This is a genomic window from Komagataeibacter ossonobensis (assembly GCF_057359305.1).
Map to the genome: position 1 here is coordinate 1 of NZ_JBXAYQ010000046.1, position 21,670 is coordinate 21,670.

22 protein-coding genes are annotated in these 21,670 nt (G+C 58.4%); 7 read left to right on the forward strand and 15 right to left on the reverse strand.

Translation table 11 applies throughout. The annotated features are described in order from the left end of the window. Positions 1–425, reverse strand: a 425-nt coding sequence (locus AC1RQ9_RS16210; protein WP_485987810.1) for an RES family NAD+ phosphorylase, incomplete at its 3' end; no start/stop codon positions are given. After that, entirely contained in the window at positions 418–1,101 is a 684-nt protein-coding gene (locus tag AC1RQ9_RS16215) for a hypothetical protein (protein ID WP_010512313.1), read from the reverse strand. The genes AC1RQ9_RS16210 and AC1RQ9_RS16215, both read right to left, overlap by 8 nt. A gap of 431 nt (positions 1,102–1,532) precedes the next feature. Between AC1RQ9_RS16215 and AC1RQ9_RS16220 the strand changes: the two genes are divergently transcribed. Further along, positions 1,533–1,802, forward strand: coding sequence for a DNA-binding protein (locus AC1RQ9_RS16220; protein ID WP_167370176.1), 270 nt, complete (start codon positions 1,533–1,535; stop codon positions 1,800–1,802). A 95-nt stretch (positions 1,803–1,897) separates the two neighbouring features. Here AC1RQ9_RS16220 and AC1RQ9_RS16225 read toward each other — a convergent pair whose 3' ends face one another. From AC1RQ9_RS16225 to AC1RQ9_RS16285, 13 genes are all read right to left on the reverse strand, one after another. Continuing rightward, on the reverse strand, positions 1,898–4,981 hold the full coding sequence (locus tag AC1RQ9_RS16225; RefSeq protein WP_485987812.1) for an ATP-binding protein: 3,084 nt from the start codon (positions 4,979–4,981) through the stop codon (positions 1,898–1,900). A gap of 13 nt (positions 4,982–4,994) precedes the next feature. Next, entirely contained in the window at positions 4,995–5,396 is a 402-nt protein-coding gene (locus AC1RQ9_RS16230) for a hypothetical protein (RefSeq protein WP_485987813.1), read from the reverse strand. 274 nt (positions 5,397–5,670) lie between these two features. Further along, the gene (locus AC1RQ9_RS16235) at positions 5,671–6,141 is read right to left on the reverse strand and encodes a hypothetical protein (RefSeq protein ID WP_485987814.1); all 471 of its coding nucleotides are present in this window, start codon (positions 6,139–6,141) and stop codon (positions 5,671–5,673) included. A gap of 187 nt (positions 6,142–6,328) precedes the next feature. Further along, the gene (locus AC1RQ9_RS16240; RefSeq protein WP_003625676.1) at positions 6,329–6,607 is read right to left on the reverse strand and encodes a helix-turn-helix domain-containing protein; all 279 of its coding nucleotides are present in this window, start codon (positions 6,605–6,607) and stop codon (positions 6,329–6,331) included. Continuing rightward, the gene (locus AC1RQ9_RS16245; protein WP_048852463.1) at positions 6,576–6,848 is read right to left on the reverse strand and encodes a BrnT family toxin; all 273 of its coding nucleotides are present in this window, start codon (positions 6,846–6,848) and stop codon (positions 6,576–6,578) included. The genes AC1RQ9_RS16240 and AC1RQ9_RS16245 overlap by 32 nt, the downstream gene beginning before the upstream one ends. 902 nt (positions 6,849–7,750) lie before the next feature. Further along, a complete protein-coding gene (locus AC1RQ9_RS16250) occupies positions 7,751–8,296 on the reverse strand; it encodes a hypothetical protein (protein ID WP_010515535.1) in 546 nt (181 codons plus the stop codon). Between the two features lie 17 nt (positions 8,297–8,313). Then, a complete protein-coding gene (locus AC1RQ9_RS16255) occupies positions 8,314–9,015 on the reverse strand; it encodes a hypothetical protein (protein ID WP_216657677.1) in 702 nt (233 codons plus the stop codon). A 531-nt stretch (positions 9,016–9,546) separates the two neighbouring features. Beyond that, on the reverse strand, positions 9,547–10,785 hold the full coding sequence (locus tag AC1RQ9_RS16260) for a DotG/IcmE/VirB10 family type IV secretion system protein (protein ID WP_171791347.1): 1,239 nt from the start codon (positions 10,783–10,785) through the stop codon (positions 9,547–9,549). Next, complete coding sequence (locus tag AC1RQ9_RS16265; protein WP_171791346.1) at positions 10,785–11,765, reverse strand: DotH/IcmK family type IV secretion protein; 981 nt, start codon at positions 11,763–11,765, stop codon at positions 10,785–10,787. Before AC1RQ9_RS16265 ends, AC1RQ9_RS16260 begins: the two co-directional genes overlap by 1 nt. Further along, positions 11,762–12,397 (reverse strand): DotI/IcmL/TraM family protein, encoded by a 636-nt coding sequence (locus tag AC1RQ9_RS16270; protein WP_014106834.1) that lies wholly within the window; start codon positions 12,395–12,397, stop codon positions 11,762–11,764. Before AC1RQ9_RS16270 ends, AC1RQ9_RS16265 begins: the two co-directional genes overlap by 4 nt. Before the next feature lie 132 nt (positions 12,398–12,529). Then, a complete protein-coding gene (locus AC1RQ9_RS16275) occupies positions 12,530–13,408 on the reverse strand; it encodes a hypothetical protein (RefSeq protein ID WP_171791345.1) in 879 nt (292 codons plus the stop codon). Between the two features lie 248 nt (positions 13,409–13,656). After that, entirely contained in the window at positions 13,657–14,460 is an 804-nt protein-coding gene (locus AC1RQ9_RS16280; RefSeq protein ID WP_171791344.1) for a helix-turn-helix domain-containing protein, read from the reverse strand. Positions 14,461–14,815: 355 nt separating this feature from the next. Continuing rightward, complete coding sequence (locus AC1RQ9_RS16285; protein ID WP_171791343.1) at positions 14,816–15,193, reverse strand: hypothetical protein; 378 nt, start codon at positions 15,191–15,193, stop codon at positions 14,816–14,818. Between AC1RQ9_RS16285 and AC1RQ9_RS16290 the strand changes: the two genes are divergently transcribed. The 6 genes from AC1RQ9_RS16290 to AC1RQ9_RS16315 all read left to right on the forward strand — a co-directional run. Beyond that, positions 15,192–15,581 (forward strand): hypothetical protein, encoded by a 390-nt coding sequence (locus AC1RQ9_RS16290; protein ID WP_485987816.1) that lies wholly within the window; start codon positions 15,192–15,194, stop codon positions 15,579–15,581. The two genes, AC1RQ9_RS16285 and AC1RQ9_RS16290, sit on opposite strands and share 2 nt — an antisense overlap. After that, positions 15,578–16,165, forward strand: a complete 588-nt coding sequence (locus AC1RQ9_RS16295; protein ID WP_171791341.1) for a hypothetical protein — start codon at positions 15,578–15,580, stop codon at positions 16,163–16,165. Before AC1RQ9_RS16290 ends, AC1RQ9_RS16295 begins: the two co-directional genes overlap by 4 nt. Then, the gene (locus AC1RQ9_RS16300) at positions 16,165–17,349 is read left to right on the forward strand and encodes a hypothetical protein (protein WP_171791340.1); all 1,185 of its coding nucleotides are present in this window, start codon (positions 16,165–16,167) and stop codon (positions 17,347–17,349) included. The genes AC1RQ9_RS16295 and AC1RQ9_RS16300 overlap by 1 nt, the downstream gene beginning before the upstream one ends. 9 nt (positions 17,350–17,358) lie before the next feature. After that, positions 17,359–18,771: a hypothetical protein gene (locus AC1RQ9_RS16305; RefSeq protein ID WP_171791339.1), complete on the forward strand. Its 1,413-nt coding sequence runs from the start codon at positions 17,359–17,361 to the stop codon at positions 18,769–18,771. Between the two features lie 22 nt (positions 18,772–18,793). Continuing rightward, positions 18,794–21,154, forward strand: coding sequence for a DotA/TraY family protein (locus AC1RQ9_RS16310; protein WP_485987818.1), 2,361 nt, complete (start codon positions 18,794–18,796; stop codon positions 21,152–21,154). 23 nt (positions 21,155–21,177) lie between these two features. Beyond that, positions 21,178–21,670: hypothetical protein (locus AC1RQ9_RS16315; protein ID WP_485987820.1), on the forward strand; the 493-nt coding region annotated here is incomplete at its 3' end.

Consider the following 21,670-nt stretch of genomic DNA (forward strand, 5'->3'; position numbering starts at 1 on the left):
CCTAGCTTTCGCTTTGCAACGGTCTTCAGTCCTGGCTCATGGGGAACATCATGGAAGACGGTCTCCATGGCTGCACATTCTAACGTCGTGCCGCCATAAATGGTCGGAATGGATATACCATTTGCATCAATGATCGGGCTAAATCGGGCATTTCCTTGGGGACCAGGATTGAACGTATTTGCTCCGTAAGTCTCAGGATGGATGCGGTGGATTGTCTTGTCTGCCGACCAAATCGTTTTTTTTACGAGAGCATTAAGGTCTGGAGGGGGACGCGCGATTGTGCGGGACGTTGCTGTGACGGCGACAGGCGGGGTCGACGGTGACTCTGTCGTCTTCGGTTTTGCGCGAGATGTGGATATCTTCGTTGTACCGGAATGCGCGGTGCTACGAGACTTTGGCTGAGTTGGCCGCCTCGGTTTAACCATGGAGCACACCTGCAATTTCGTCTTCTGCTGCCGCTAAGACGCGCTCTGGCGCACTTTTAAGTAAATCCTTAGGAGCCGTGCCGCCAAGAAAGCTGTTTGCTGACGCAAACCAGATTGCAATGTCCCATGCATCCAGTTTGCCTTTGAACACCTTTAGAATTGGGACAAGTCCCTTGATTGGGCGGTATTGCATGTCGCGGTCGAGTGCATACGCCGGATACAGATCATTCCCGTCATGTCGCAAAGCAAAAACTTTTCCTTCGCGTTTCCATTTGTTTGGCTGGGCGCTGGCATTTTGGCCTTTGAAACCTGCAATTTCAGATAGTCGAACAGCGCTGATCCACTCTGCGCTCTCAAGAACCGTTTGCCGAGCATCTGCGTTCATGCGTGCCTCAGTAATGAGGTGCTCGGGAGGAGACGCAGCCGGAACAAGTGCATCAACAAGCTTCTTGAGGGTCGCTGTTTTATGAATGGCAAGCCGATCAATGATCAGGGGAGCAATAAGCCGAACGGCCTCTGCAAATGCCGATGCGGTGCTTTTATTGGCATGTGCAAGTTGAAACACAACGAATTGATTGTTGTCTGTATCCTGCAGACTTTCGCGAATTTCACGAACAGAGCCAGTTATCGGCTTAATGCCGGTGTTCGTGATTTCTCGATTTGGGACTGCGACCATGATTCCCTCCTGGGATATGATAGATAGATATATATATAGATATCCTACCTAGTCAATGATGGTGAGTAGCGGTGATCGTTCCGTGACGGGTGATGCAGCAGGCGACGCCTAACACCACTTGTGAGGTGGCGAGTTCGAAGTCGATTGAGGCACGCGTAAGGGCTTTGGGCAACATGGGAACGAACAGGGCCTGGGGCAGCATTGAAGGCAAATTTGGTACCTTGAAGACCGATGCTGCGCCCGAAGCAGGGGGGCGGATCTGCGCTCTTTTTTATACGCACCTGCACTATGGCGGGGAGTGCGAACACCGTTTTCTACGCGAGGAGCCGACTGCTGGTAGGAAGGGTGCCGTAAAAGGCGGGTGCCAGAGTTCGCAGAAGGTCATATATGACGGTATAAGGCGTGTTGTATGTCAGATATGAATTATAGTCATGGGCTCACCCAAATTTCGCTTGGCTCTTGAACAACTTGGCCATGACCTTCGTGGCGCGCGCCTGGAAAAGGGAGATTCCGGTGTTGGGATCGGCACTCTGGCCGACCTGATTGATATCCGCATGGACGATCTGGGACTGGCGTTGACTGCTGAACGTCAGCCTCGTCGAGGCCGAGCTTCCGCGACCACGTTACGCAGGCAGCAGGACAAGGATAAGGCCGCGCATGGGAGAACGGGTGTTATTGATCTGGACGGTGCTTCGTTCTGATGCCTGATTTCAGCGCCAATATCGTAATCGGCGTTTGCTTCAACATCGCTGTAACATTCAAGACGTGAGGCAGTCAGGCGAATATCGGTCACTTTCTACCCAGTGGTAAATTCGAGTTCCGATTGTTCATCAATGGCGCGCAGGGTTTCATACAATCCTGCGGCCACGCCTCTACCTTCCACGATCTCATCCGCCAGTTCATCCAGAACGCTGGCAAATGCTTCATCGGTCGCGAGACCGAAAACATTCATGCGCTCGCTTTTTCTGCGTTCGATCTCGCTATTTGCTGTTCCCGAGGGAAATACGGTGGCGAGCATCCGCAGGGCGTGGGCAAAGTGGATCCGTTTGTAAAGGCGCGAACGGAGCGCCGTGTCTCCAGGCGTCGTCGAGAAAGACCAGAGTTCGATTGGCCCCAGGACGTTCACCAGAAGCTGTTCATACTTTGCTTCTCCGGCCGACATGTCCACGAAGAATGGCGCACCGTTCTTTCCCGGCCCCGGCAGCGCGTTGCGGATCACATAGGCGCTGGCATCGGACAGCTTGAATCGTCGGATAAGGCTGTCTGCCGTCTCCTGATCACCGCATTTGAGGACCCATCGGGCGGTTGATATCTTGTAGAGGTCCTCGCTGAAATCGGTATGGTTCTGTGAAATGAAGGCGAGCTGGACGTTGTGCTTGCGCCCCTCACGGCCGTCGCGGACAGCCTGCTTGTCTACCTGGGGCGCTGGTTCGGTACGGTGCCACTCATCGAAGTCGACACGCTTCGTCGTTTCATACATCTCAGTGAAGCGGGCGAGATGATAGTCCCGCATGGACGGGGGCATATGCGGGTCGTCGGCATAATCGGGATGGAGAAAGAAATTCCGGGCCAGGATATGGCGGCCAAGCATATACATGAGCGCTGTCTGGCGGTTGGCCGCGGGAGAGCCGGATGGTGCCACCTCGGCAAGATCGAGAACGATCACGCGCGCGTCCCCCATATCCAGCCTTGTCGGGGACGCCAGCATGGGAAAATTCTTGATCACGTTCATGATGTAGCGATCAAACGTGTCGATCAGGCTTTCTCCAGTTTCCAGGGTGATCTTGGAATAGCGTTTTTCGATTTCCGGGCTGCGGGCCGCAATCAGCAGATCCTGCAGGACCGGTACTGCATGGCGCTGGGCAAAACCTGCAAGGCGGTATTCCCTGAGATTGACAAGGGCATCGACGATATCCCGCCACCATGTCGGATCGTCCTCTCCCGCATGGTGGGGCAGGCTGATGCCCAGCGATGTTATTGCGGCATCGACGTCGGGCTCGATCCCCGGAGTGTAGATTTTGGGCGTGCCCCCCTGCACCCCGGTACAAAGGCGGTAGGCTTCATCAATCACGTCCTCTACCAGATGGTCCATGCCCTCCCACGGCCTGCCGTCCAGCGGCGTAGCAAGGAGCGAGATGAAATTCTGCAGGAAAACGCGCTCGAGTGGCAGGGGATATTCCAGTCCGACCTGGGTATCGAAGACATTGACCTCGAAGCCCGGGATTGCCTGCATCTTGACGTAAACCGCCTCGTGCTGGCGTTCGGGGCCAAGTGCGTTGCGCAGCATCTCGATCAGTCCGCGCGAGGACGGCCCGATATCGAGCTTGCCGATATAGGGGAGCTTCGTGCCGTGGCTGCTGATCGCGGCGCTGCTGAGGATCAAGCCCAGCAGAATGGTATTGGCCAGAACGGATTTTCCGCCCCCAGGCGGAGCTACGATAATGTCTACGACGGATGGGCGTAGCCCGCCCCCGGTCGGATCGTAAGGCCAGATTGAACCATCGGGCTTGCGGAAGAGGATGGATCCTTTCTGCCACGGTGACGCACTGCGTGCCCACGGCATCATGGAGAACGCGTCACCGACAAGGGCGAGCGATGAGGTCGCAGTCGAACCGAGCGCCAGGGCAGGGACAGAACCCATGGCCGCTTCCAGAGGATCGCCGGAAATCCGCGTTGTCTTGCTGTTGCCCCACGCATCAATTGCCTGGGAGAGGTCCGACGCCTGCCGTCGCAGCTTCGCCTCTGCTCCAACCGGAGCCCAGGTTGTGGCGGTCATGCGCATCCGCACGGAATTATGGTTGTTTTTCTGGCGCTCCAGCTTGAGTGCGGCAAACGCCCGTCGAATGTCGCTATTTCCGGGGAACATCGCCAGAAACCCGGCTCCGGCTTCCTTGAAGCCGAAGGCGGCGCGGCCACCACCCTCCAGGATCATGGCGCTGCGCCACGGCAGTCTCTTGCGGCCAAGCACGCTGGAGAGTTCGGAAAACGGGCGCGGATCCTCTGGGCCAATCGTCATGTCGACCGGGGCGTATGTATAATCCCCCACGGTCACGAGCTGTCCGCCTTTCGTTTCGGCGTCGGCATTGAAAATCTGGTCCCGGATCGCTGGCCAGAGCAGGCCCTGCGGATGTGGTTGCGGGTCATCCAGATCGTCGGGAAGCCGTGGCATGACCCGGTCACCCAGCAGGGTCGGTTTCCAGGCGGAGCCCGCCGTTTCACGATAGGTCGCTTCGCGCGCGACCTGCAATGCCTGATGTGGACCGAGGAATTCGCAGGAAATGTCGAACCCCTGCAAGGCGGCCTGGACGCGTGAAATGAACGATTCATGGCGGGCCGCCATGATATCGGAGCGCAGGGCAAAACGTTGGGTGTTGCCCACGCGGGGAAATTGGAAGGCAAGGGTCCTGCGCTCCTCGGCTACCTGTTTGCGGTCCTCGCGTGTCAGCACGCTGGGCCGGGTCCACAGGACATAACAGGTCGCTTCCCAGCGCATGACGTTTGGCCAGCGTCGGCGCCTTTCTTCGATGACGTCCGAAAGGTCTGCTCCGATCTGTCTGGCTATCGACCGGCAACCGTTGAGGCTCAGGCGGTCAATCTCGATACCTGAGCGCTCGGGATCGGAAATATACCATCCCACAATGGCATGGCCACGTTCTTCAAGGAGACCCTGCAATTCTATACGCTGCTGCTCGGCGAGCGCTTCCACTTCCTGCCGCGTACACATACGACGCAGGCCATTGATGCGCAGTACGGAGACATATTCACCGCGTTTGGTGATGAGATGGTCCCCGTGCGTACTTTCCACCTCGCAGAATGAGGCAAGGGGCTGGCGCAGCCCGAGGCTGATGCCGGCCAGCAGATTGGAAAGAATACCGCCCATTGATATGATCCTGTCATGTCATGACCGGTTGGGGATCGGCATCAAGCCATTCCCTGACAAGCGCCGGGTAGATGTCGGTGGGTCCGTTATGGAGACGGCCCAGGGGGAGGAGCCGGATGCCGTCCATCAGGGCGGTCGCGCTTTCATTGATCTGCGGGTCAGCCCGGTTTGCCATCAGCAGGGCAGTCGCCAGCAGTCGGGGAGAGGTTGTCTCCAGCCGCCGCCGGGCTTCGGTCGTTCGCGCGTGCAGAGCGCGGAGCACAGCGAGAGCGCTTTTGCATTGCGCAGGCATCATCGTGGTATCCGACCCTGACGCGATCGCGTCCATTGCACGATACCAGACGGAATCCTGTCCGTTTGGCCCATTGCCGAGCGTCTGCATGAGGGCCTGATGCGCGCAGCGGGTCAGGGTCATGATGCGGGTCTGCGGCAGTTTCGGCCACCATATCAGGACGGCTTCGCGTTCGATGGCCGGACGGGTCGGATCCTGCAGGATGTTGCATAAGGCGCAGACAGGCCCGGGTCCGTCACCGTGCCATGGAAACCTGCGACCAGGCGTTATCAGGCCGCAGCAGGCACATGTGAAAAGGCCCGGCTCACCCATCTCCCTGGCGCCTGGCGCTGACGGATCCCATGGGCGCGGCAGCAGCCGGAAAGACTGTGTGAGACGGGCCATTGCGATCGGGTTCCTAGCCGCCGCTCGTGAACTGATAGGCCTGAGCCTGCGTACCAACGGTTGCCGAGCCACCGGACGCGGTGTTGGCAGCCTTGTTGATCCACTGCGGACCCGTTGCGAAAAGACCGCACAGCACGATGCCGGCGATTGCCATACTGACCTTTCCGGGCGAACGGTTCTGTTCGTTGCGGCTCTGCCAGGCCGCCCATACGCCGCCGATGAAGCAGATGAAGGCAGCGACATACATGCATGCTGCAGCGACAAAGCCGCCCGCTGTCAGCCCCTCCTGGGCGGTGGCCTGCATCTGGGCCCCGATACCGTTTGCGCTGCCGGTTGCGGATTGGGCCAGCGCATGGCTGGCAATGAGGATCGGGACGTACAAAGTACCGAGCGCCGTGACGGCACGCTGTCTGTATCCGACCCGTTTGGTCACGAGACGCGTCAATCGCGCCGCGTCGGGGGTGCTTGTGCGAGAGAGGTTCATGGTCAAGGGCTCCGTTAAAGAGGGAGGCATGTCCCTCAGAGGAGTCTTCGGCCAGTAACATGCGACTGCGGATATTTTTTCCGAAAAAATCTACCTTGCCGAACATTACACTATGACTTCGGTATAAAAATGGCTATCCGGCGTTTGGGGTTGATGGGCTGAATCCCCGGCTGGTTGGGAAGGCAGCTCAGGCCACCGCCTGAGCTACCATATCGGGGTGCCGTCCGATGACCCGAACGTAGGCTACAGCGAAGTCGGGGGCCATCGCCCGTGCCTGCTCCCAGTCCCGTAACGTGCCGACAGGAACGCGGAAACGGCTGGCAAACTCGACCTGAGACAGACCGAGATCGTTACGGGTTTTACGGATCAACCGCGCCCTTTGCCCACGCTCCATGCCTTCGATGGATACCGCGCGGTCTTCGGAATCCGCCGGATCAGCAGGCAGAATGATATGCTCTCTCTTCACCTTTGTTGCTCCTTCTCACGGAAATAAAGCGGGGCAGATCGTCCCGCCAGACAAACACACCGGTGAACAGCTTCTCGCCCACGACGCCAACCACTTTGTAGCGATCCTCCTCATCCTCAATGCGGATGGTGGGCAAGATCAGGTGATTATCGTCCTCGAAAATACGGTCGCCAAAGGCCAGAGACAGCTTGTGCTTTTTTTGGTTGGCGAGGTCTTTTGCGGGGTCAAACCTGTTATCCATGAGACGATAATACGGGATTACCGTAGTTGCTGTAAAGTGAAAACTACGGGCATCCCGCAACTTTTAGCCATTTCGACAGGTCGCCATCAACCTCGTATGCCCGATAGCATAAAAATCCGGGACATATATCTTGATCCAGAACCGCTCGGATCTTCAGTAAAAACGAAATATTTCTTGTTTAACTTCTGTAAAATGTGAACGGTAAACGAAAGTGATCGAGCAGAGTTTAGGTATTACCGTGAATACGCCCTTATTTCTGCATGGACCTCAAATTTTATGGGTCTGTTATGCTAATCATAAATCAAGTATCATACGATCAACCATTGATTGGAACGGACGATAAACTCTTAATTATCCTTGATAGGCATTTTAGAAATACCATAACCAAGAACGCCAATGATGATTGGCATGCCAATAAAGGCGAAGAACTGCATAAAAGTCATTCTCGAAGCCCTCCTAAAACGGCTTGTGCCCGCTGATGGAGAAAATATGCCATTCCCAGCCAGAAAGCGACTCCCAAGATAACGATATGAGTAGGAATGCGGTTGGCCGTCAGATTAAAAAATGACGCAGCCAAAGGAGATAGGACACCTAGCGAAAGGCAAGATCCTGCAGCGGTATCCTGCAGGTTTGCCCGCAGCTTGGTCCGCTCGTTATGAACAAGATTACCCATCCCAGTCATCGTGTTTGGCGGCTTCAAGTTCCCTTGCGATCAGGCTGCGGATTGCTCCAGCATGGTTAATGCCCTGGCGCACGGCCATATGTGACCATCTCACCAGATGGGGGCGCCCCGCTTTTTCGGGTTATTATTTCCCAATTTTATCATGTTTATCGGTTATCAAAAAAATGCGCAGGAAGGTCGAACCTTAGCTAATCTCAGCGCTACGGGTTGGGTTATGATTTTAGCCGGACGTTGTCCAGTGGCTCAGGATCCAGGTTGCTTCCTTGACGGGATTGAGGAGGATCACGCCGAAAACGAACTGGATGAGGCAACTGAGTTTTGAGCGGTTTGTTTTTCCGGTCGCCGACGCGTTCCACGCAACGACCGCCATGAACGCCGCCCAGGCGCCGAACATTTCGAAGAACAGGGCGAAATCACTGACGATTGACAGGATGGCATCCTCTGGGCCTGTCCCGGAAATGACGCTTCCGGTCGCGGCATCCGTATAGCCGGTGACAGAGGCTCCCAGCGAAACCTGCGTATCGAGACCGGCAGAGGTGGTGGACTTGGTGAGTATCCTGTCAAAGGTGGCAAAGACGCCGGAAAGGACAATCCCGATCCAGGGCACCCAGGGGCGGCCGACGAACGGGTTCTGGGGCTGGCGCTGCTGCCATAATCCCCATGCCCCGGTCAGGAAGGCTATCCACGCTGCAATATAGCAGGCCATTGGCAGCAGCCAGGCCATGGCGAGAGCGAGATCGTTGACGAGGTTGACCAGACCTTGCACGTCGATGTGTCCTTGCCTTACTGGATGATGCCGCGTTCAGCCTGGATCACCCACATCGTGCCGCGTTGAGAGATGGCGCGCACACGCCCATATCCGCGGAGATCGGTGCCGATTTCGATTTCGGACTGTGGCGGTTGCCCGGCCGGCGCCGCATCGTCCTGCACCATGGCAAGCTGGGGAGATGCAGCAAGTATCCGGTAGTGCGGCGTCCATGTCGGGGGCGGAGCAGGAGGCATCTGGCGCATTTTTGCTGTCCGGGACGCTGGAGATTGCGGCGGCGTTGGTGCTGGTTGTGGCTCGGCCGCCGCGGCTTCCAGAGCTGCCCGTGCCTTGTCGGCTGCGGCACGTGTGGCAGCCGGTCCATCTGACGGGGGCGCTTCGGCGTCGGCCACGGCTCGTTTCGCTTCGAGGAGCGCCATCCGGCGGTTGAGATCCGAAGCCTTTGCCGTATCTGCGATACGCAGCCGGTCAAGATCCTGCCGGAGTGCTGCGATGTCGCTGCGGGTCCGCTGCACCAGTGCTGCTTCTTCTGTTACAAGCTGCAGCACCTGCAACTGGTCGTCCGATGTCAGGGGAGCCGCTTGCAGGCGGGTTGCTTTCTGGACCGCATCGTCCGTCGGAACAGCCTTTTCGATGCCAGTGTCGTGTTTCTGCGCGGGCATGTTCTCGGCCGACGGGGTAGCCGGTATTGGGCCGGCGGGATGGGGCGGCTTTTTCATCGCAAGAAGTGCCTTGAGATCCTCATCTGTAGCCGAGACCTGAGGTACCGGGGATGATGGCGATGATGTAGGCGAGTGCCCCGGCGCTGGAGACGCTTTGGGGCCTGCTGGTAGCAGGGCGGAAATCATTCCGACTTCCTGGCCCACGGGAGACGCCTGCCTCTTTGTTATGCCCATCACGAGGAAGAGGGAGAGCAGACCGCCGACGGCAGTACCCGCGATGATGACCTGCCTGCGGCGCGGAAGCGCCCTGAAAAGGGCTATTGCATGTGGAACGGGTCGGTTCCTGTCAGGTGCTGCTGTCACAGGTTGCGGGTGAGGAGAGGGTGGCTCGGCAATTGTGTCCGGCGTGGGTGAAGGGTCAGGCTCGGGCATTGTGCCCAGCTTGCGGAACGGAACAGGCTCGATGCCGCGATCCGCGCTGAACGGATCCCGGGACGTCGTTGCGGTTGCGGCTGAGGTCATGGTGAATGCTGCCTTCTGGTATAGAGTGCAGAATTCGTCGATATCATGCGACCGGTGCCCGAAAACTTACTTCTTCATGACGACGTCCGACATGAAGATCACGCCAACACTGACCTGAGCGGCAAGATTTACGCGCGGCTGGGTCGGCATCTGCTGCATGAGCGCGCTGTTGACCTGCGAGGCCGCCGCACCGGCCGCCACGCCCAGTTGTTGCGGAAAATTCAGTGACTGGACGTAGTTGACGTTGCCGAGGGCTCCGATCGAACCGGTCGTGTTCGACGTCATCTCGATCGCCTGCCCGAGACCCTGGACAAAAGCGGCTGCGGCGGGAAGCACAAAGCGTTCAACGTATAGCTGGTCAACGCTTGAGGCCACGGCAGCTTCCATGGTGTCCGGCGCAACCACCATACCTTCGACCTGGATCGGGGTCGGATCATTCTTATGGAAGACCTGATCAACGCGGACAACCAGCCTGTTCAGATGTCCCCCGGCCCTTCTGACGGATGCTTTCATCCTGTCGCCAGCGAGTGGACCTGAATCAGCTTCCAGGATGATTTCTCCCCCGAGATCGCTGTTGGTTGCTGAAACCGTATGTGCGTAAATTCCCCGCCCGGCAGGAACAAGGACGCGGGAGAGGGCCGTCTGGGAATTTGCTGTCGCCGCCGAAGTTATTGAAGGGGAGACCACCGGTTTCTTTGTCTGCTCCCTCCCACTTTCCGCCTTTTCATACAGGACATTTGTGACCGGAAAGCGTCCATCAAGACGGCCCGCGAGATCCATGATCGCATGTCTGTATGCGGTGATGGCGTCTTTCTGGAGCTGCGGGTCACGTGGCATGGCAGCACGGAAGGCTGCATCCGTCTGCACTGGTACGACGGGAACGCTTGGTACGACCTCAGGCGCGTGCGGGGCTGGCGCTGCGGCGGCCTTGGCCATCGCCGGGTTGGCGTCCGCCCCGACCTCCTGGGCGACCGCGGGCGGGGGAGGCTTGTCGTCGGGATGGGTGAGCGTGCCCGGCGCAATATCAGGTGAATACGACTGTCCCGCAGTCTGTGCCCGACCTGCCTCGTCGCGGATCTGATCTTCGCGGAGTTCCTGCTGGCGCGGATTGGAATTCAGGCCGCCGGGCAGGGGGTTGGCGGCAGGCGGCCTGCCGGGGTCCGAGCGTGGAAGCTCCTTACGGTGGATGGTGGAGATGAGTAGCGTGACGCCAAGAACGGTGCCGATACTCCCAAGGATTGCGAGCAGACGCCGGTTTCCGCCCCGCGACGCATCACTGAACAGCTGGTTGAACCTGGGTTTCATCACTGTGCGTCCCTGATATGGGCCGAGACCGTCCGTCCCGCATCGGAGAGAAGAACAACGGGGGACTCATGGAAGGCATAGAGCGTGTATCCTCCTTCACCCTGCTCCATGCTGTCCGATGAGGGCGTCATGAGGTGAAGGCGCGTGCGAAGATAGACCTCGTTTCCAATCCGCCAGGCGCGCACGTCATCGGGGGAAATACCCTCGACGGCCAGCGGAACGGCTGACGCTGGTGGAATGCCGCTTAGCATGGCGTTCATGTAGGGCTCGCCTGTCGCGGGCACTCCGGGGTGGCTGTCGACCGGCTCCCGGGCGTTGGGCCCTCCCTCGGACATGCGAACGGTCAGATTGTCATCGTAGGATCCACGTCCCGCGATCAGCAGGAAGGAGACCGGCTTTGGCGCGTTCTGAAGCGTTACGAGCAGTCCGCCTCTGGGCTGGAGCGACATCGGTTCGATATTGATGGTATTGGAGCCCTTGAACGGGACGCAGGTATAGAAACCTGTTGTCTCGACCGCAGGATTCCCGGCCGACGCGCCGCTTTTACCGGAAGCACAGTTCGTGCTGCCGTCCGGATTGGCGGAATTGCCAGACGTATTCCATGCGATCGGCCAGGGCTGTCCCGTACTGTCCACAAAGGACAATGCGGTCGGATAACCTTTTGTCGTAAAGATCAGGCTTGTCTGCTGACCAGGCGCAAAGGAGACACGGATCGCCGGGCGCGCATTAGGGGTCGCGAATTCCGTGCCGACCTGCTCCGTGGCACGACGCACGTCCTTCAGGCGTTCCCCCAGCCGAAGGATTTCTTCGGGGGTGAAAGGAATGGCCTCATGCTCGGCCTCACCTTCGGCTGCTGTATCAGGATCGTCTGCGGGTGTCGCCGCCGCCGGCCCGGGCTGTGATGGCTGCTGTGCGAGTGCCGCAAGTGGCAGGATGGACAGGGTCAGCGGAAAGAGAGAAAGAATTCGCACGGTTGTCACTCCCTCCCCGACGAGACGACAAGCTGTTCGATGGCCAGTCCATCCGGGTGATCCAGATCCTCCACGCGATCAATCGTCACGGTTGCCATCAGCATTTGCGTATTCTGCTGGTTAACGTTTTCGCAGGTCTGGATGAAAGGGAACTGTATTACGTAGCGCGCGTGTCCCTGCACGACAGTCTCGGCGCGTACGGTCGCGGCCCGTGTCGGCTGCGCGTAACAGAGCAGTTTTGCATCCCTGAGTTTCGCCAGATTCCCCTGCGTAATGAAAGACTTTGCAAAGGTGTTCCATCCGTTGAGCGTGTAGTGAGCGCCCGCGGTGTTCATCTGGGTTGGAAAATCACGATAGTTGATGTTGTAGGGTGCGATCGCCCATTTGACGGCCCAGCCGAGAAGCTGGTCCTGGCCAAGTACCGGACTGGTGAGCGCCACGGCCGGTCGGGGAGCATTCTGGCCGTCAACGTAGAAATAGAGGGGTGTGGGCGGGTGTGCACGGATATAGGCGTCGTGCGCCGAGAACACGATGACCACGCCCGCCAGTGCGATGTTGAGCAGCAGTGATCTGTCTACAACAATCCCCTGAAAGTCGGGGTCGGTAAGCCGCCTGGTTACTGCGGAATTAAACAGCCGCATGGCGCGCCTCCCTTACGGGGGCATGAAAAAAGGTGGTCATCACTCTACTCTCATTTCCCGACGGTGATGAGAGCAGGCTGGAAGTCTATCTTGCGACCAGCACGTTTTTTCTTTGACGGTTCCCGGCACTACTCAGGCGGCAATGCCATGCGTGGCGGCAATGCTGCGGCGGTATCGTCTGCTGACCCGGTCACCACCCTTGCGGGTGGTCCAGAAAAAGCATCCGCTCTTGCAGAGGCATTCCCGCCGGATGTAGTGGTGTTCGCCGATATAATATTCGGCCCTCGCATGAATGAACCAGGGCACTTTCGCGCCGCGTCGTGGTGGAAGCTGCTCCCAGCAGCTTTGGGATTTCAGCGCACTTTCCGAAATAAGGAAGTCCCGCGCAATTTCACGCGGGTTCTGAAATGCAAAATGGCGGTAGGCGATTTCAATGTTGGCGGTCTCGTGCCACCGTACCTTGTCTCCCCCCTTATGTCCTGTGAGGGTCAGCCTGTTGAGGCTGTTCCTGACAAGCCATGTCCGTCCCCGACGGGCTTCATGCGGAAGCAGGGAGGCCTGTTCCCATGTCAGGACAGCTTCGGGATCTGCGGGAATGGCGCACCGCTTTTCGGCAAGTATGGTCTCCGCCTGTATTTTTGAGAGCCTGAAGCGCGGTGGCAGGCCAAGCTGCTTTCTTTTCGCACGGACACTCCGGGCCGAGCGGCCAAGCATCTCGGCTATGTCGGCGGTTTTATCACCACAGAGCCAGCGTTGGCCAAGGATGAGCAGCTGGGTCCTTGTCCATGCACCCCTGCGTGCAGGCGCTTCATAAAAAACATTCTGGGGTCGGTCGGTCCATTGTGCGACGGACTCCTTTACCTCCTGCACTGTCAGGGTAAGCATTGTCGCCACAAGGACCTCGTCGCACAGCCTGGCATAGAGGGCGCGCGTCATTTCTGGCGTGGGATAGGTCTGAAGCCATGTAAACAGACCGTGTTTTATGACCTGGCCGAACGATGCTGACTTCATGGCGGTATGCCCTCGTCATCGCGTTTTCGGGATAGGCTGCGTGTTTTGGGAATAATATCTCTTAAGCGTTATATAACCGTCAAGAAATAAATAGCGCAGAACGCGCTAATATGACTCCGGACGCGGTCGCCGGTCCGCGTTGGTGATCAGCCGGGGCACATCACCTGGAATGGACAGTCCAAGGCATGGGGCCTGCCATAAGAAAGGAGACCCCTTTCCTGACAGTCTCCATACCTTCATGCACCCGGTCAGTAGTTTGCGATATCGTCGAGGTGACCAATAATGGACTCGAGATCAGCGAGGGCTTCGAGTTGTGATTGCGCGGACATTGCCCACGCGGTCATGTCCAGGGAACGCAAAAGGTCTGCGTCGTCATGTATTCCCGGGATCAGGTAATAAACGGAGACAGACAGTCCTTCGGCAATGCGATAAACCGTTTCAAGGCTTGGATTTCTCAGCCCTGCTTCGATCAGGCTCAGGCTGGTTAGGGAAACATGTGATTTATGGGCGATCTGGCTCGCTGTTGCCCCCTGAAGCGTCCTGAAGATCTGAATCCTGCGGCCAAATATCTCGAGGAGGTCCTGCCGTTCCCCCGAGGTGAAGGCGACACTGTGTGAATAATGATCGATCGGCAATCTGGCCGGTATTTCCGGCAGGTTAAACGTCTTGGAAATATTGCCGATAATGTCGCGTAATTTCTGGATTGCCAGATTGTAGTCCGAACACTGCCTCATGGTCTTTTTCAGCTGCGTGGCGGATGCCACCAGATCCAGATGGGCAAACCATGTTCCTTCCGGTGCACCTTGCGGAAGAATATCGCGCGGATCTATCTCGAATACCCGTAGCAGCGCCGATAATGTTTCCAGGGAAACCGGACGACCTGCTTCGATGCTCCGTATGACCGATACATTCAACCGTGCCTGTTTGGCGAGGTGCACCTGCGTCCAGTCAAGCGCAGTCCGCCTGTCATAAATGATTTCCCCGATGTCTCTATATAATTGGCCGGATGCGAATAAAGCCTCGGCTTGCATCTTGCCATTGTCATGGGACATTTTCGTTTACTCTCACGGCGGGCATTTTCCTCAGCAAAAGAAACTTCCAACATCCAGAAGATATCGACTGGCCGCGTCCTGACAGCGGATCAGCCGTGACGGAACGCCATGATAGTCGAGTTGGAGCCCGTAAAAAAGGTGTCTGAAGTCGCAAAGGCCGCTGCTCTTGTCAGGAGAGCTTGATGGAGACACTCATATGCCTGTTATGCCTGCCGTGGTTATGGCGCTGGCCTCTGGCCCCATATCTGTCACACCTGCCGCGTTTCATCTGGTCCAGACGACCTCTCCGGAAACTCCGCCCCGGCCGGCGTTGACGTCGCCCTCAATGGGGACGACCGGCGGGGAGACCTTACCCTCACCGGGAGATGCTGGTCAGGAAGGGCCGGGCGTATTGCCGGGTACTGGTACGGATCCTCGAACATCCGGCAATGTTCCAGCCCGTCGATATTTCCATATCGCCAGTGGATATGGAAAGCAGGTTCCACTTGGCTTCGCCGTACGCCAGATCGTTCCACATGGGGTGCGTGTCGTGTTCGCGGCGGACGTGGACACCAGCGTTCCTGTTGACTGGCAGGGCGGCCGGGAATGGAACAAGGTTCTGGCGACCACGGCAGCCCAGGCGGGCGACGCCATTGATGTTGGTCATAATAAAGTCGCGGTCCGACATCGAATTCGCTGACCGGTCGCATGATGGCCCGACACCTTCGTCGTAACCACCCGAGGAAGGTTCCATGAACAAGCCCTCATCCGTCCGGAAATCCGGACCTCCTTCCCCGATGCCCAATGTCGCCCTTGCGCTGGATGCGCTCGGCGAGATCTGGCGCATAAGGGGCGGAGAGGACGTCATCGCGATGTTGGACAATGATATGACAGCGAGGACGGCCTGGCACGCCATCCTCTCTGGTGTCGCGCCGCATGAATGGCCTGATCTGGTCAACTCCCTTGACGCGCTGATCCCCTATCTGCGCGGCCGCAGGGACCTGTTGTCGGCGGACAGCCCTTTTGGACGGGGCGTGATCTCGGAAAGCAGGCGCCAGGCGCTTCATCGCCTTCTTGCTCCGGAAAGGATTGCCCTGCTGGAGGCAGTGACGCGTCCGGCTACACGTCAGGAGGCCGCATGATCCATCTGCGATTCCGTGTCCTGTTGTCAGTGGCTGCCGCTCTTGTATCGATACAGGGGCATGCGCAGACCACGTCATCAGCCGCCTCTGGTGCCACGACATCTACGGGAAGCGTCGGCTGCGCCGCCCTGACCCAGGCGGCGGCAACAGCCGTAAACGAACGCGTCCAGGCCAACGACGCCTATGAAAAGCAGCCGGATAGCGTCAATGGCCTGTCCTGCCTGAGCAATTTTTTCAACGGCACCGGACTGAATCTCATCACGAACGGCCTTGACCCAGCAGCCCTCCTGCAGGCCGTCGAGGGCCAGATAGGTGGCCAGGTCTGTCAGGCCGCACAGGCGGCATGGGGGAACGCCATGGGGGCGACCCAATGTGGACTCAGTCTGTCGGGCGTTAATCTGGGGCTCGGTTTTGGCTCGAGTAGCGGACTCATGTGTCCGAGCCTGAGTTTCGGTGGTGGTGGTCCGCCAATTGCGACTGCCATTGCGGGGACGTCGAGCGGTACGACTGACCTGTATATCAACGGCTCTCCCCAGCTTCCGACCGGATACAGCCCGAGCAATCTCGTGGACGGAGTGTTCTGATGCGCAGGCTGCAGATGGTTGCCATTGGTGCCGCTGCGTGCGTCTGCGTGCTGGCAGTCACGCCGCGTCCGGCATACGCGCTTTTCAGTGATGCCGCGGTCGTTGCAGCGATCAAGCTTCTTCAGGCGTTCACGGGCAATGCCCTCAATACGATGACGAAAAACCTGACGGACAGCATCGATTCAAATCTCAGTAGCCTTACAAACCCGAATTCCGTTGCGTCTCTCCTGACGAAGGGTTTCACGCAGGTTGCCAATTACGCGAAAGCCCAGGTCGGTGCCCAGTCGCAACTCATGGATGCCCAGGACGCGGCGATAGCCGGATTTCTACGGCGTCAGCAGGAAACCGGAATCCGGGATGAGCATATGATGAACCCGGAATTCTGCGCGGGCCTTGATGCCCAGCAGTCCACCGTGGCCGCGTCCAAAGCGGCGCGCTCTGCAGTGTACGCCATTGCGACCGTGAGTGATCCCCGCGGTGAGGCAGGTCAGGGGACGCCCTCCTATTACGGCAAGTCACAGGGCACGGATGCGAACATGTCCCTGCACCTCAAGCGCTACTGTTCATCCGACGACGTGGCGCAGGGGCTCTGCTCTTCCGTGTCCCGGCTGCCGAACGCCGACCAGCGTGCCGCCAGCCTGTTCGGCGCTGATACCCTGTCCGCGGATGGCGCAGTGGATGCAGCCAATGATTATGCGACCACGCTCATCCAGCCGGTAGCACCGGCGGCCCTGCGTGGCGAGCAGCTGTCCAGCCTTCGGGGACGTGAAGCCGCAACCCGGCGCCGGTCGTACAACAGTCGTATGTCTCTTGCTCGCTGGGTCACGGGCTACGTCACATCTCTTGGTGTTCCGTCTGTCACGCTCACGCGGGACCAGAAGGCTGAAATGACGGCCGAGGGGCTTACGCCGCTCGACAAGGCGTCGTGGCTGCAGGCCATGGCGCTGGAAGTCAATCGCAGGGTCTCCAGCGTAAGCTGGAACGCCTCGCTCCAGGCAATGCCTCCCGCATCGGTCATGCGCGAAGTTGCCACCGAGATGGCGCAGGCCAATTACCTTGCGCTGCAGAACTACCGTCTCGGGCTCTACCTCGCGACCATGGGAGCTGCCCGGGTCGCGCAGGAAGAAGAGGTCGCCTTCAAGGACGGCCTGACACCGATGCCTTCCCCCACGATCAATCCCTAGAGGTTTGCCATGTCTGAGGCCCAGCAGAAAACAGGCGATATCGAGGATGTGCTGAAAACCCTTGATCGCGTGCAGTCCGAATACAGGAAGCAGGCACCCGGGCAGGCCGCCGCATATGATCGGCTACGGCAGGAATCCCGTGAGCCTGACGTTCATAATGATCCCGGCTTCCGTACGCGCGTCGCATACGCCGTGCAGGATGTAGAGCGCCTTTTGGGACCGACGCTTGAAAAGGAGCATCCTCTCCGCACCGAGATGACAGAGCGCGCGGCGCATTACCCAGGTCTGAACGAACCTGTGGTCGCTGCGATGATGCGTGAAACGCATCGCCTTCAGCAGCCAGAGGTAAACGCGATCCGGACACTTGCCAGCGAACTGGTTGAAGGACGTCAGGATCCGGACCACCCGGACATCGCGCACACCATCGAGAACCTGAGGGCGACCGTCTTTCCCGAACCAGGGCATCAGCCAGCGCCAGGGCATGACCATGCTGCCGGGTCTGCGCACGATGAGAAAGGTCAGCCGGACAAAACCCGTGGAATGGCGTCGCCGGGGGAGGGCGCTCCGCCTGGACCGGAGCAGTCGGCCAGCAGTCAACCCGGACAGACCCATACGACGGATCCTCAGAAGGACTTTCGAGAGAAACAGACAGGTCCCGCAAAAGATGCGCCGGAAAGCCGATCGACGATGGATGGCAACGGCACAAAGGAAAATGCGGCAGCGAACACCCGGGAAATGAACGCGGCGGCCAGGGATCAGGAGGACGTCAAGGTTATTCGCGGTGGCGGCTTTGCCCGCCTCGCGGAAGCGATTGCCTCGCGCATTGATAGCCAGCCTGCGAACCCGGCATCATCATGGATGGAAAAGGCCGCCGATTTCAGCACCCGGCTGCACAACGCGCGTGACGAAAAGAGCCTGGAGGCGACCGAACGTCTGGGAAAGCAGGCGGTGGAGGCCCTGCGTGACCTCAGGGAGCGGCCAGCTTCCTCGATAATGGCGGCGATCTCAGATGCAGGAAAGGGCGACCCTGACGGTGTTGCCGGTGTGTTGTCGGAGATGAAGGCCGGTGGCCGGTATGCCGATCTGCATAGCCAGTTTGTGACGGAGAAACAGAATAACCAGGCGTTCGCGGCGCAACTGGAGAATGTCACCAGCAGGCTCGAAGCCTACGGAAAGGGAAGGGAAGCCGCCGAGGCAACAGGCCAGCGCATGGGAATGTCCGGCAGTGTGACGCAGCGCTTCACCCAGATCGATGCTGAGATTGGCAGGACTGCTGCCGAAGTGCCCGGAAAAAAAGAGGGGGCCAGTGCGCTGGAAGACATGAGCGAGAAAGTCCGCGAGATGATGCACAAGGCTGTGACTGCGGTCACGGACTTCATGACGCGGATGAATCCCGGTCCCACCGCCAGTCCTGCGCCGTGACTGTGCTGCTGGAGGACAAACCATGACGCCCTTTCGTCGCCCTGTATTCGCCATCCTGCCACTCCTGTTACTGTCGGCTCTTACCGTGTCCGCTGCAGCGCAGACGGTTGTTGCGACCGGTTCGGGAGATGCAGCCAGCAGCACGGGCTATAACGTGACATGGGACCTGCTTGATCCGGGCAGTGACTGGGCGGCGCAGGTCATCCGGTCTGTATTCCCGGTTTTCGGGCAGGATACGGGCGCGCCCAGCATCGGCAACGAGGCGACCGTCATAGGAACCATGATCGGGTGGTTCTCCGGGTTCGTCATGGCATTTGCGATGGCGGTCGTAAGCTATATCTACTTCATGAACATCCACCGGGGTGCAGAAACAGCACAACTCCTTGGTAACAACCAGACCAGCATGTCGATCGTGCGGATCGGGATTGCGGCCATCCTGATGTGGCCGCTTCCGACAACCGGCTTCAATGCGGCGCAGGCCGTTGTCGTGCAGGGCTCGCTTTGGGGCATCGGTATGGCGAAGGTCGTCTATGACAAGGCGAAGCAAGCAATCGGACCAGACGGCAAGGTCATCGCACAGCCCCTTATCCCCGGCACAAAAGGGATTGTGACCGGTCTTGTGAAAAATGAGTTCTGCCGGGCCATTATTAACATTGCTGCGAATAACACGAACCTGATTGCGGCCCCGACCGGGCAGACCGTCCTGTCCGTGACCGGCGGGAAGATGGGAATCATCAACTATTCTTACAATATGGCAGCCGGCGCAGGAGACGGGACACCAGTTTGCGGGGCCGTAAGTCTGCAGGCGCCCAATACTGACACAGTGAATCTGGCTGGTTTCCAGGTCGACCAGGCGGGTATGCAAAAACAGGTTCTTGATTCCGTGATCCTTGGCGACATTCGCAGCCAGGTTGCGCAGGTCGCGCAGAATTACTGGCAGACGAAAACGACAGCGTCCCTGGCCCCACTCATGACCATCATCGTCAATGCCACCAACGATTATGCGTCGCGTCTCACGACGCAGGCGGCACAACTGCGCTCGAAGCTTCAGGACACGGTCAACAATCAGACGCTAGCGCTCCACCAATGGGGGATTTCGACGAACGGAGATGCGGTCAACACCAGCAACCAGATGGATAATCTCGGGTGGACTGGCGCAGGAGCCTACTATCTCGAATTCGCGCGCCTCAATGGCCAGACCCTGTCTCTCATGACCGCAACGCCAACCATCACTACGCCATCCTATTCCGGTCTCGGAAACTATCTTGCCTCGGACATTGCGCCCCTGGTGCAGTCTGCGGACACCTTTATGGAGAACATCGACAGCATGGTTGCGACGCAGGACGGCGTGACCGCGCCAGGCGGGAATGCTGACCTGTACACGGGCGCAATACCGGGTGGAGACGGTGCGGGAGTGCTCGACCAGCTGTTCCGCGCCCTGCACCTGAACGATTACGCCCTGCAGATCGTGACCGGATTTATCGAGCCGTCCGGGACGAACGGCTACTGGACGGATCCGTTTGGCAATCTCATGTCACTTGGAAACTGGATGATCACGACTGCCCTTCTCACCATGGGCACTGCGTCGGTTCTTTCTTCTACGGCCGGGACCGTTGGTATCGGCGTGCTGTCGCTTCTGAGCGGGAATCCAGAAGGCGCCGTTGCGGCCGGGGCCGGGCACGCGCTGATGCACTTTTTTGGCGCGCCGATTATCGGCGGCTGTTTCGCCATGCTTATGCCAGGCCTCACCATCGCCTATGTCATCCCGATGATCCCGTTTGTCATGTGGATGTTTGCCGTAGCCGGGTGGTTCATCATGGTTTGTGAGTCCGTGATTGCAGCACCTCTGTGGATGCTCGCGCATATGACCATGAACGGGGAAGGGCTGCACGGTCATGCAAAACAGGGTTATGCCCTTCTGTTCAATGTCATCTTCCGGCCGGTACTGATGCTATTCGGGCTTTTCCTCGGATATTTTATATTTGATTCAGTGTCGTGGCTGATCCACATGTGTTTCGGCATTGCGGCCGGACTGGTGCTGTCAAACGGTTGGATTGTCAGCAACTTCCTCGGCATGATTGTTCTGGTTAGCCTCTTTGTCATGATTCACGTCACCCTGGCGTTCATTTCATTCAGGATGATCTCGATCCTGCCCCAGCGGGTTCCCGCGATGATCGGATTTGGTGACGTGGATCGCGTTGATATCGACCAGTTCAGCAGGGACGCCGCCGTTGTCGGTATGGCGGGCACGTTGCTCTCGATTCAGCAGTCTCTGGCAGGAAATAAAGCAGATAATCAGAATGGGCCGGGACAAGGCAACGGTGGCATATCTTCTGGTGCTCGAGCCCTGATAAGTGATACAACAATGAAAAAGAGCGTCTGACTTTAGGGTCAGGAGGAACTGAGATGTCGAACTGTGGTGGCCTGAGCGGGGCTGCAGCGTTCATGTTGGGACGTGCATCGCACCAGTACGAACAGACGCTGGGGAACTCCATACAACGTGCGCTTTACGGCCGACGGCCTGCGCGACCGACAGAAGCCGATGAACTTGCTCACCTGCTTTCGCAGATGACAAGTCTACTGCGACAGAAGAACGCGGAATCTGACAGACTTGAGGAGCATCTGCTCAGATCCAGGGAATATGCTTCTGGTCTGGAGGCTCAGATCAAAGACCTGAAAGACACTCTCGCTCTCGCAGATGCAGCAACTGCGCGGCAGGCAGTTCAACTTAAGGCTGCTGGGGACCGAGAGAAACGCCTGGCGTGCGATCTTGCGGCAGCCCACGATAAATACCATCGACTTAGCGACGACCATACAATGCTGAAGACTAAAGCCGAGAACATGGAACGACGGATTTGGGGCTATCTTTCCATGGAAAATGAATGGAGAAAGCGGCAGT

Bases quoted from the DNA above. Each gene is read 5' to 3' on its own strand.
- AC1RQ9_RS16215 (WP_010512313.1), bottom strand. From the start codon at position 1,101: ATGGTCGCAGTCCCAAATCGAGAAATCACGAACACCGGCATTAAGCCG.
- AC1RQ9_RS16220 (WP_167370176.1), top strand. From the start codon at position 1,533: ATGGGCTCACCCAAATTTCGCTTGGCTCTTGAACAACTTGGCCATGAC.
- AC1RQ9_RS16225 (WP_485987812.1), bottom strand. From the start codon at position 4,981: ATGGGCGGTATTCTTTCCAATCTGCTGGCCGGCATCAGCCTCGGGCTG.
- AC1RQ9_RS16230 (WP_485987813.1), bottom strand. From the start codon at position 5,396: ATGACCCTGACCCGCTGCGCGCATCAGGCCCTCATGCAGACGCTCGGC.
- AC1RQ9_RS16235 (WP_485987814.1), bottom strand. From the start codon at position 6,141: ATGAACCTCTCTCGCACAAGCACCCCCGACGCGGCGCGATTGACGCGT.
- AC1RQ9_RS16245 (WP_048852463.1), bottom strand. From the start codon at position 6,848: ATGGATAACAGGTTTGACCCCGCAAAAGACCTCGCCAACCAAAAAAAG.
- AC1RQ9_RS16255 (WP_216657677.1), bottom strand. From the start codon at position 9,015: ATGAAAAAGCCGCCCCATCCCGCCGGCCCAATACCGGCTACCCCGTCG.
- AC1RQ9_RS16260 (WP_171791347.1), bottom strand. From the start codon at position 10,785: ATGAAACCCAGGTTCAACCAGCTGTTCAGTGATGCGTCGCGGGGCGGA.
- AC1RQ9_RS16270 (WP_014106834.1), bottom strand. From the start codon at position 12,397: ATGCGGCTGTTTAATTCCGCAGTAACCAGGCGGCTTACCGACCCCGAC.
- AC1RQ9_RS16275 (WP_171791345.1), bottom strand. From the start codon at position 13,408: ATGAAGTCAGCATCGTTCGGCCAGGTCATAAAACACGGTCTGTTTACA.
- AC1RQ9_RS16280 (WP_171791344.1), bottom strand. From the start codon at position 14,460: ATGTCCCATGACAATGGCAAGATGCAAGCCGAGGCTTTATTCGCATCC.
- AC1RQ9_RS16290 (WP_485987816.1), top strand. From the start codon at position 15,192: ATGAACAAGCCCTCATCCGTCCGGAAATCCGGACCTCCTTCCCCGATG.
- AC1RQ9_RS16285 (WP_171791343.1), bottom strand. From the start codon at position 15,193: ATGGAACCTTCCTCGGGTGGTTACGACGAAGGTGTCGGGCCATCATGC.
- AC1RQ9_RS16295 (WP_171791341.1), top strand. From the start codon at position 15,578: ATGATCCATCTGCGATTCCGTGTCCTGTTGTCAGTGGCTGCCGCTCTT.
- AC1RQ9_RS16300 (WP_171791340.1), top strand. From the start codon at position 16,165: ATGCGCAGGCTGCAGATGGTTGCCATTGGTGCCGCTGCGTGCGTCTGC.
- AC1RQ9_RS16305 (WP_171791339.1), top strand. From the start codon at position 17,359: ATGTCTGAGGCCCAGCAGAAAACAGGCGATATCGAGGATGTGCTGAAA.
- AC1RQ9_RS16310 (WP_485987818.1), top strand. From the start codon at position 18,794: ATGACGCCCTTTCGTCGCCCTGTATTCGCCATCCTGCCACTCCTGTTA.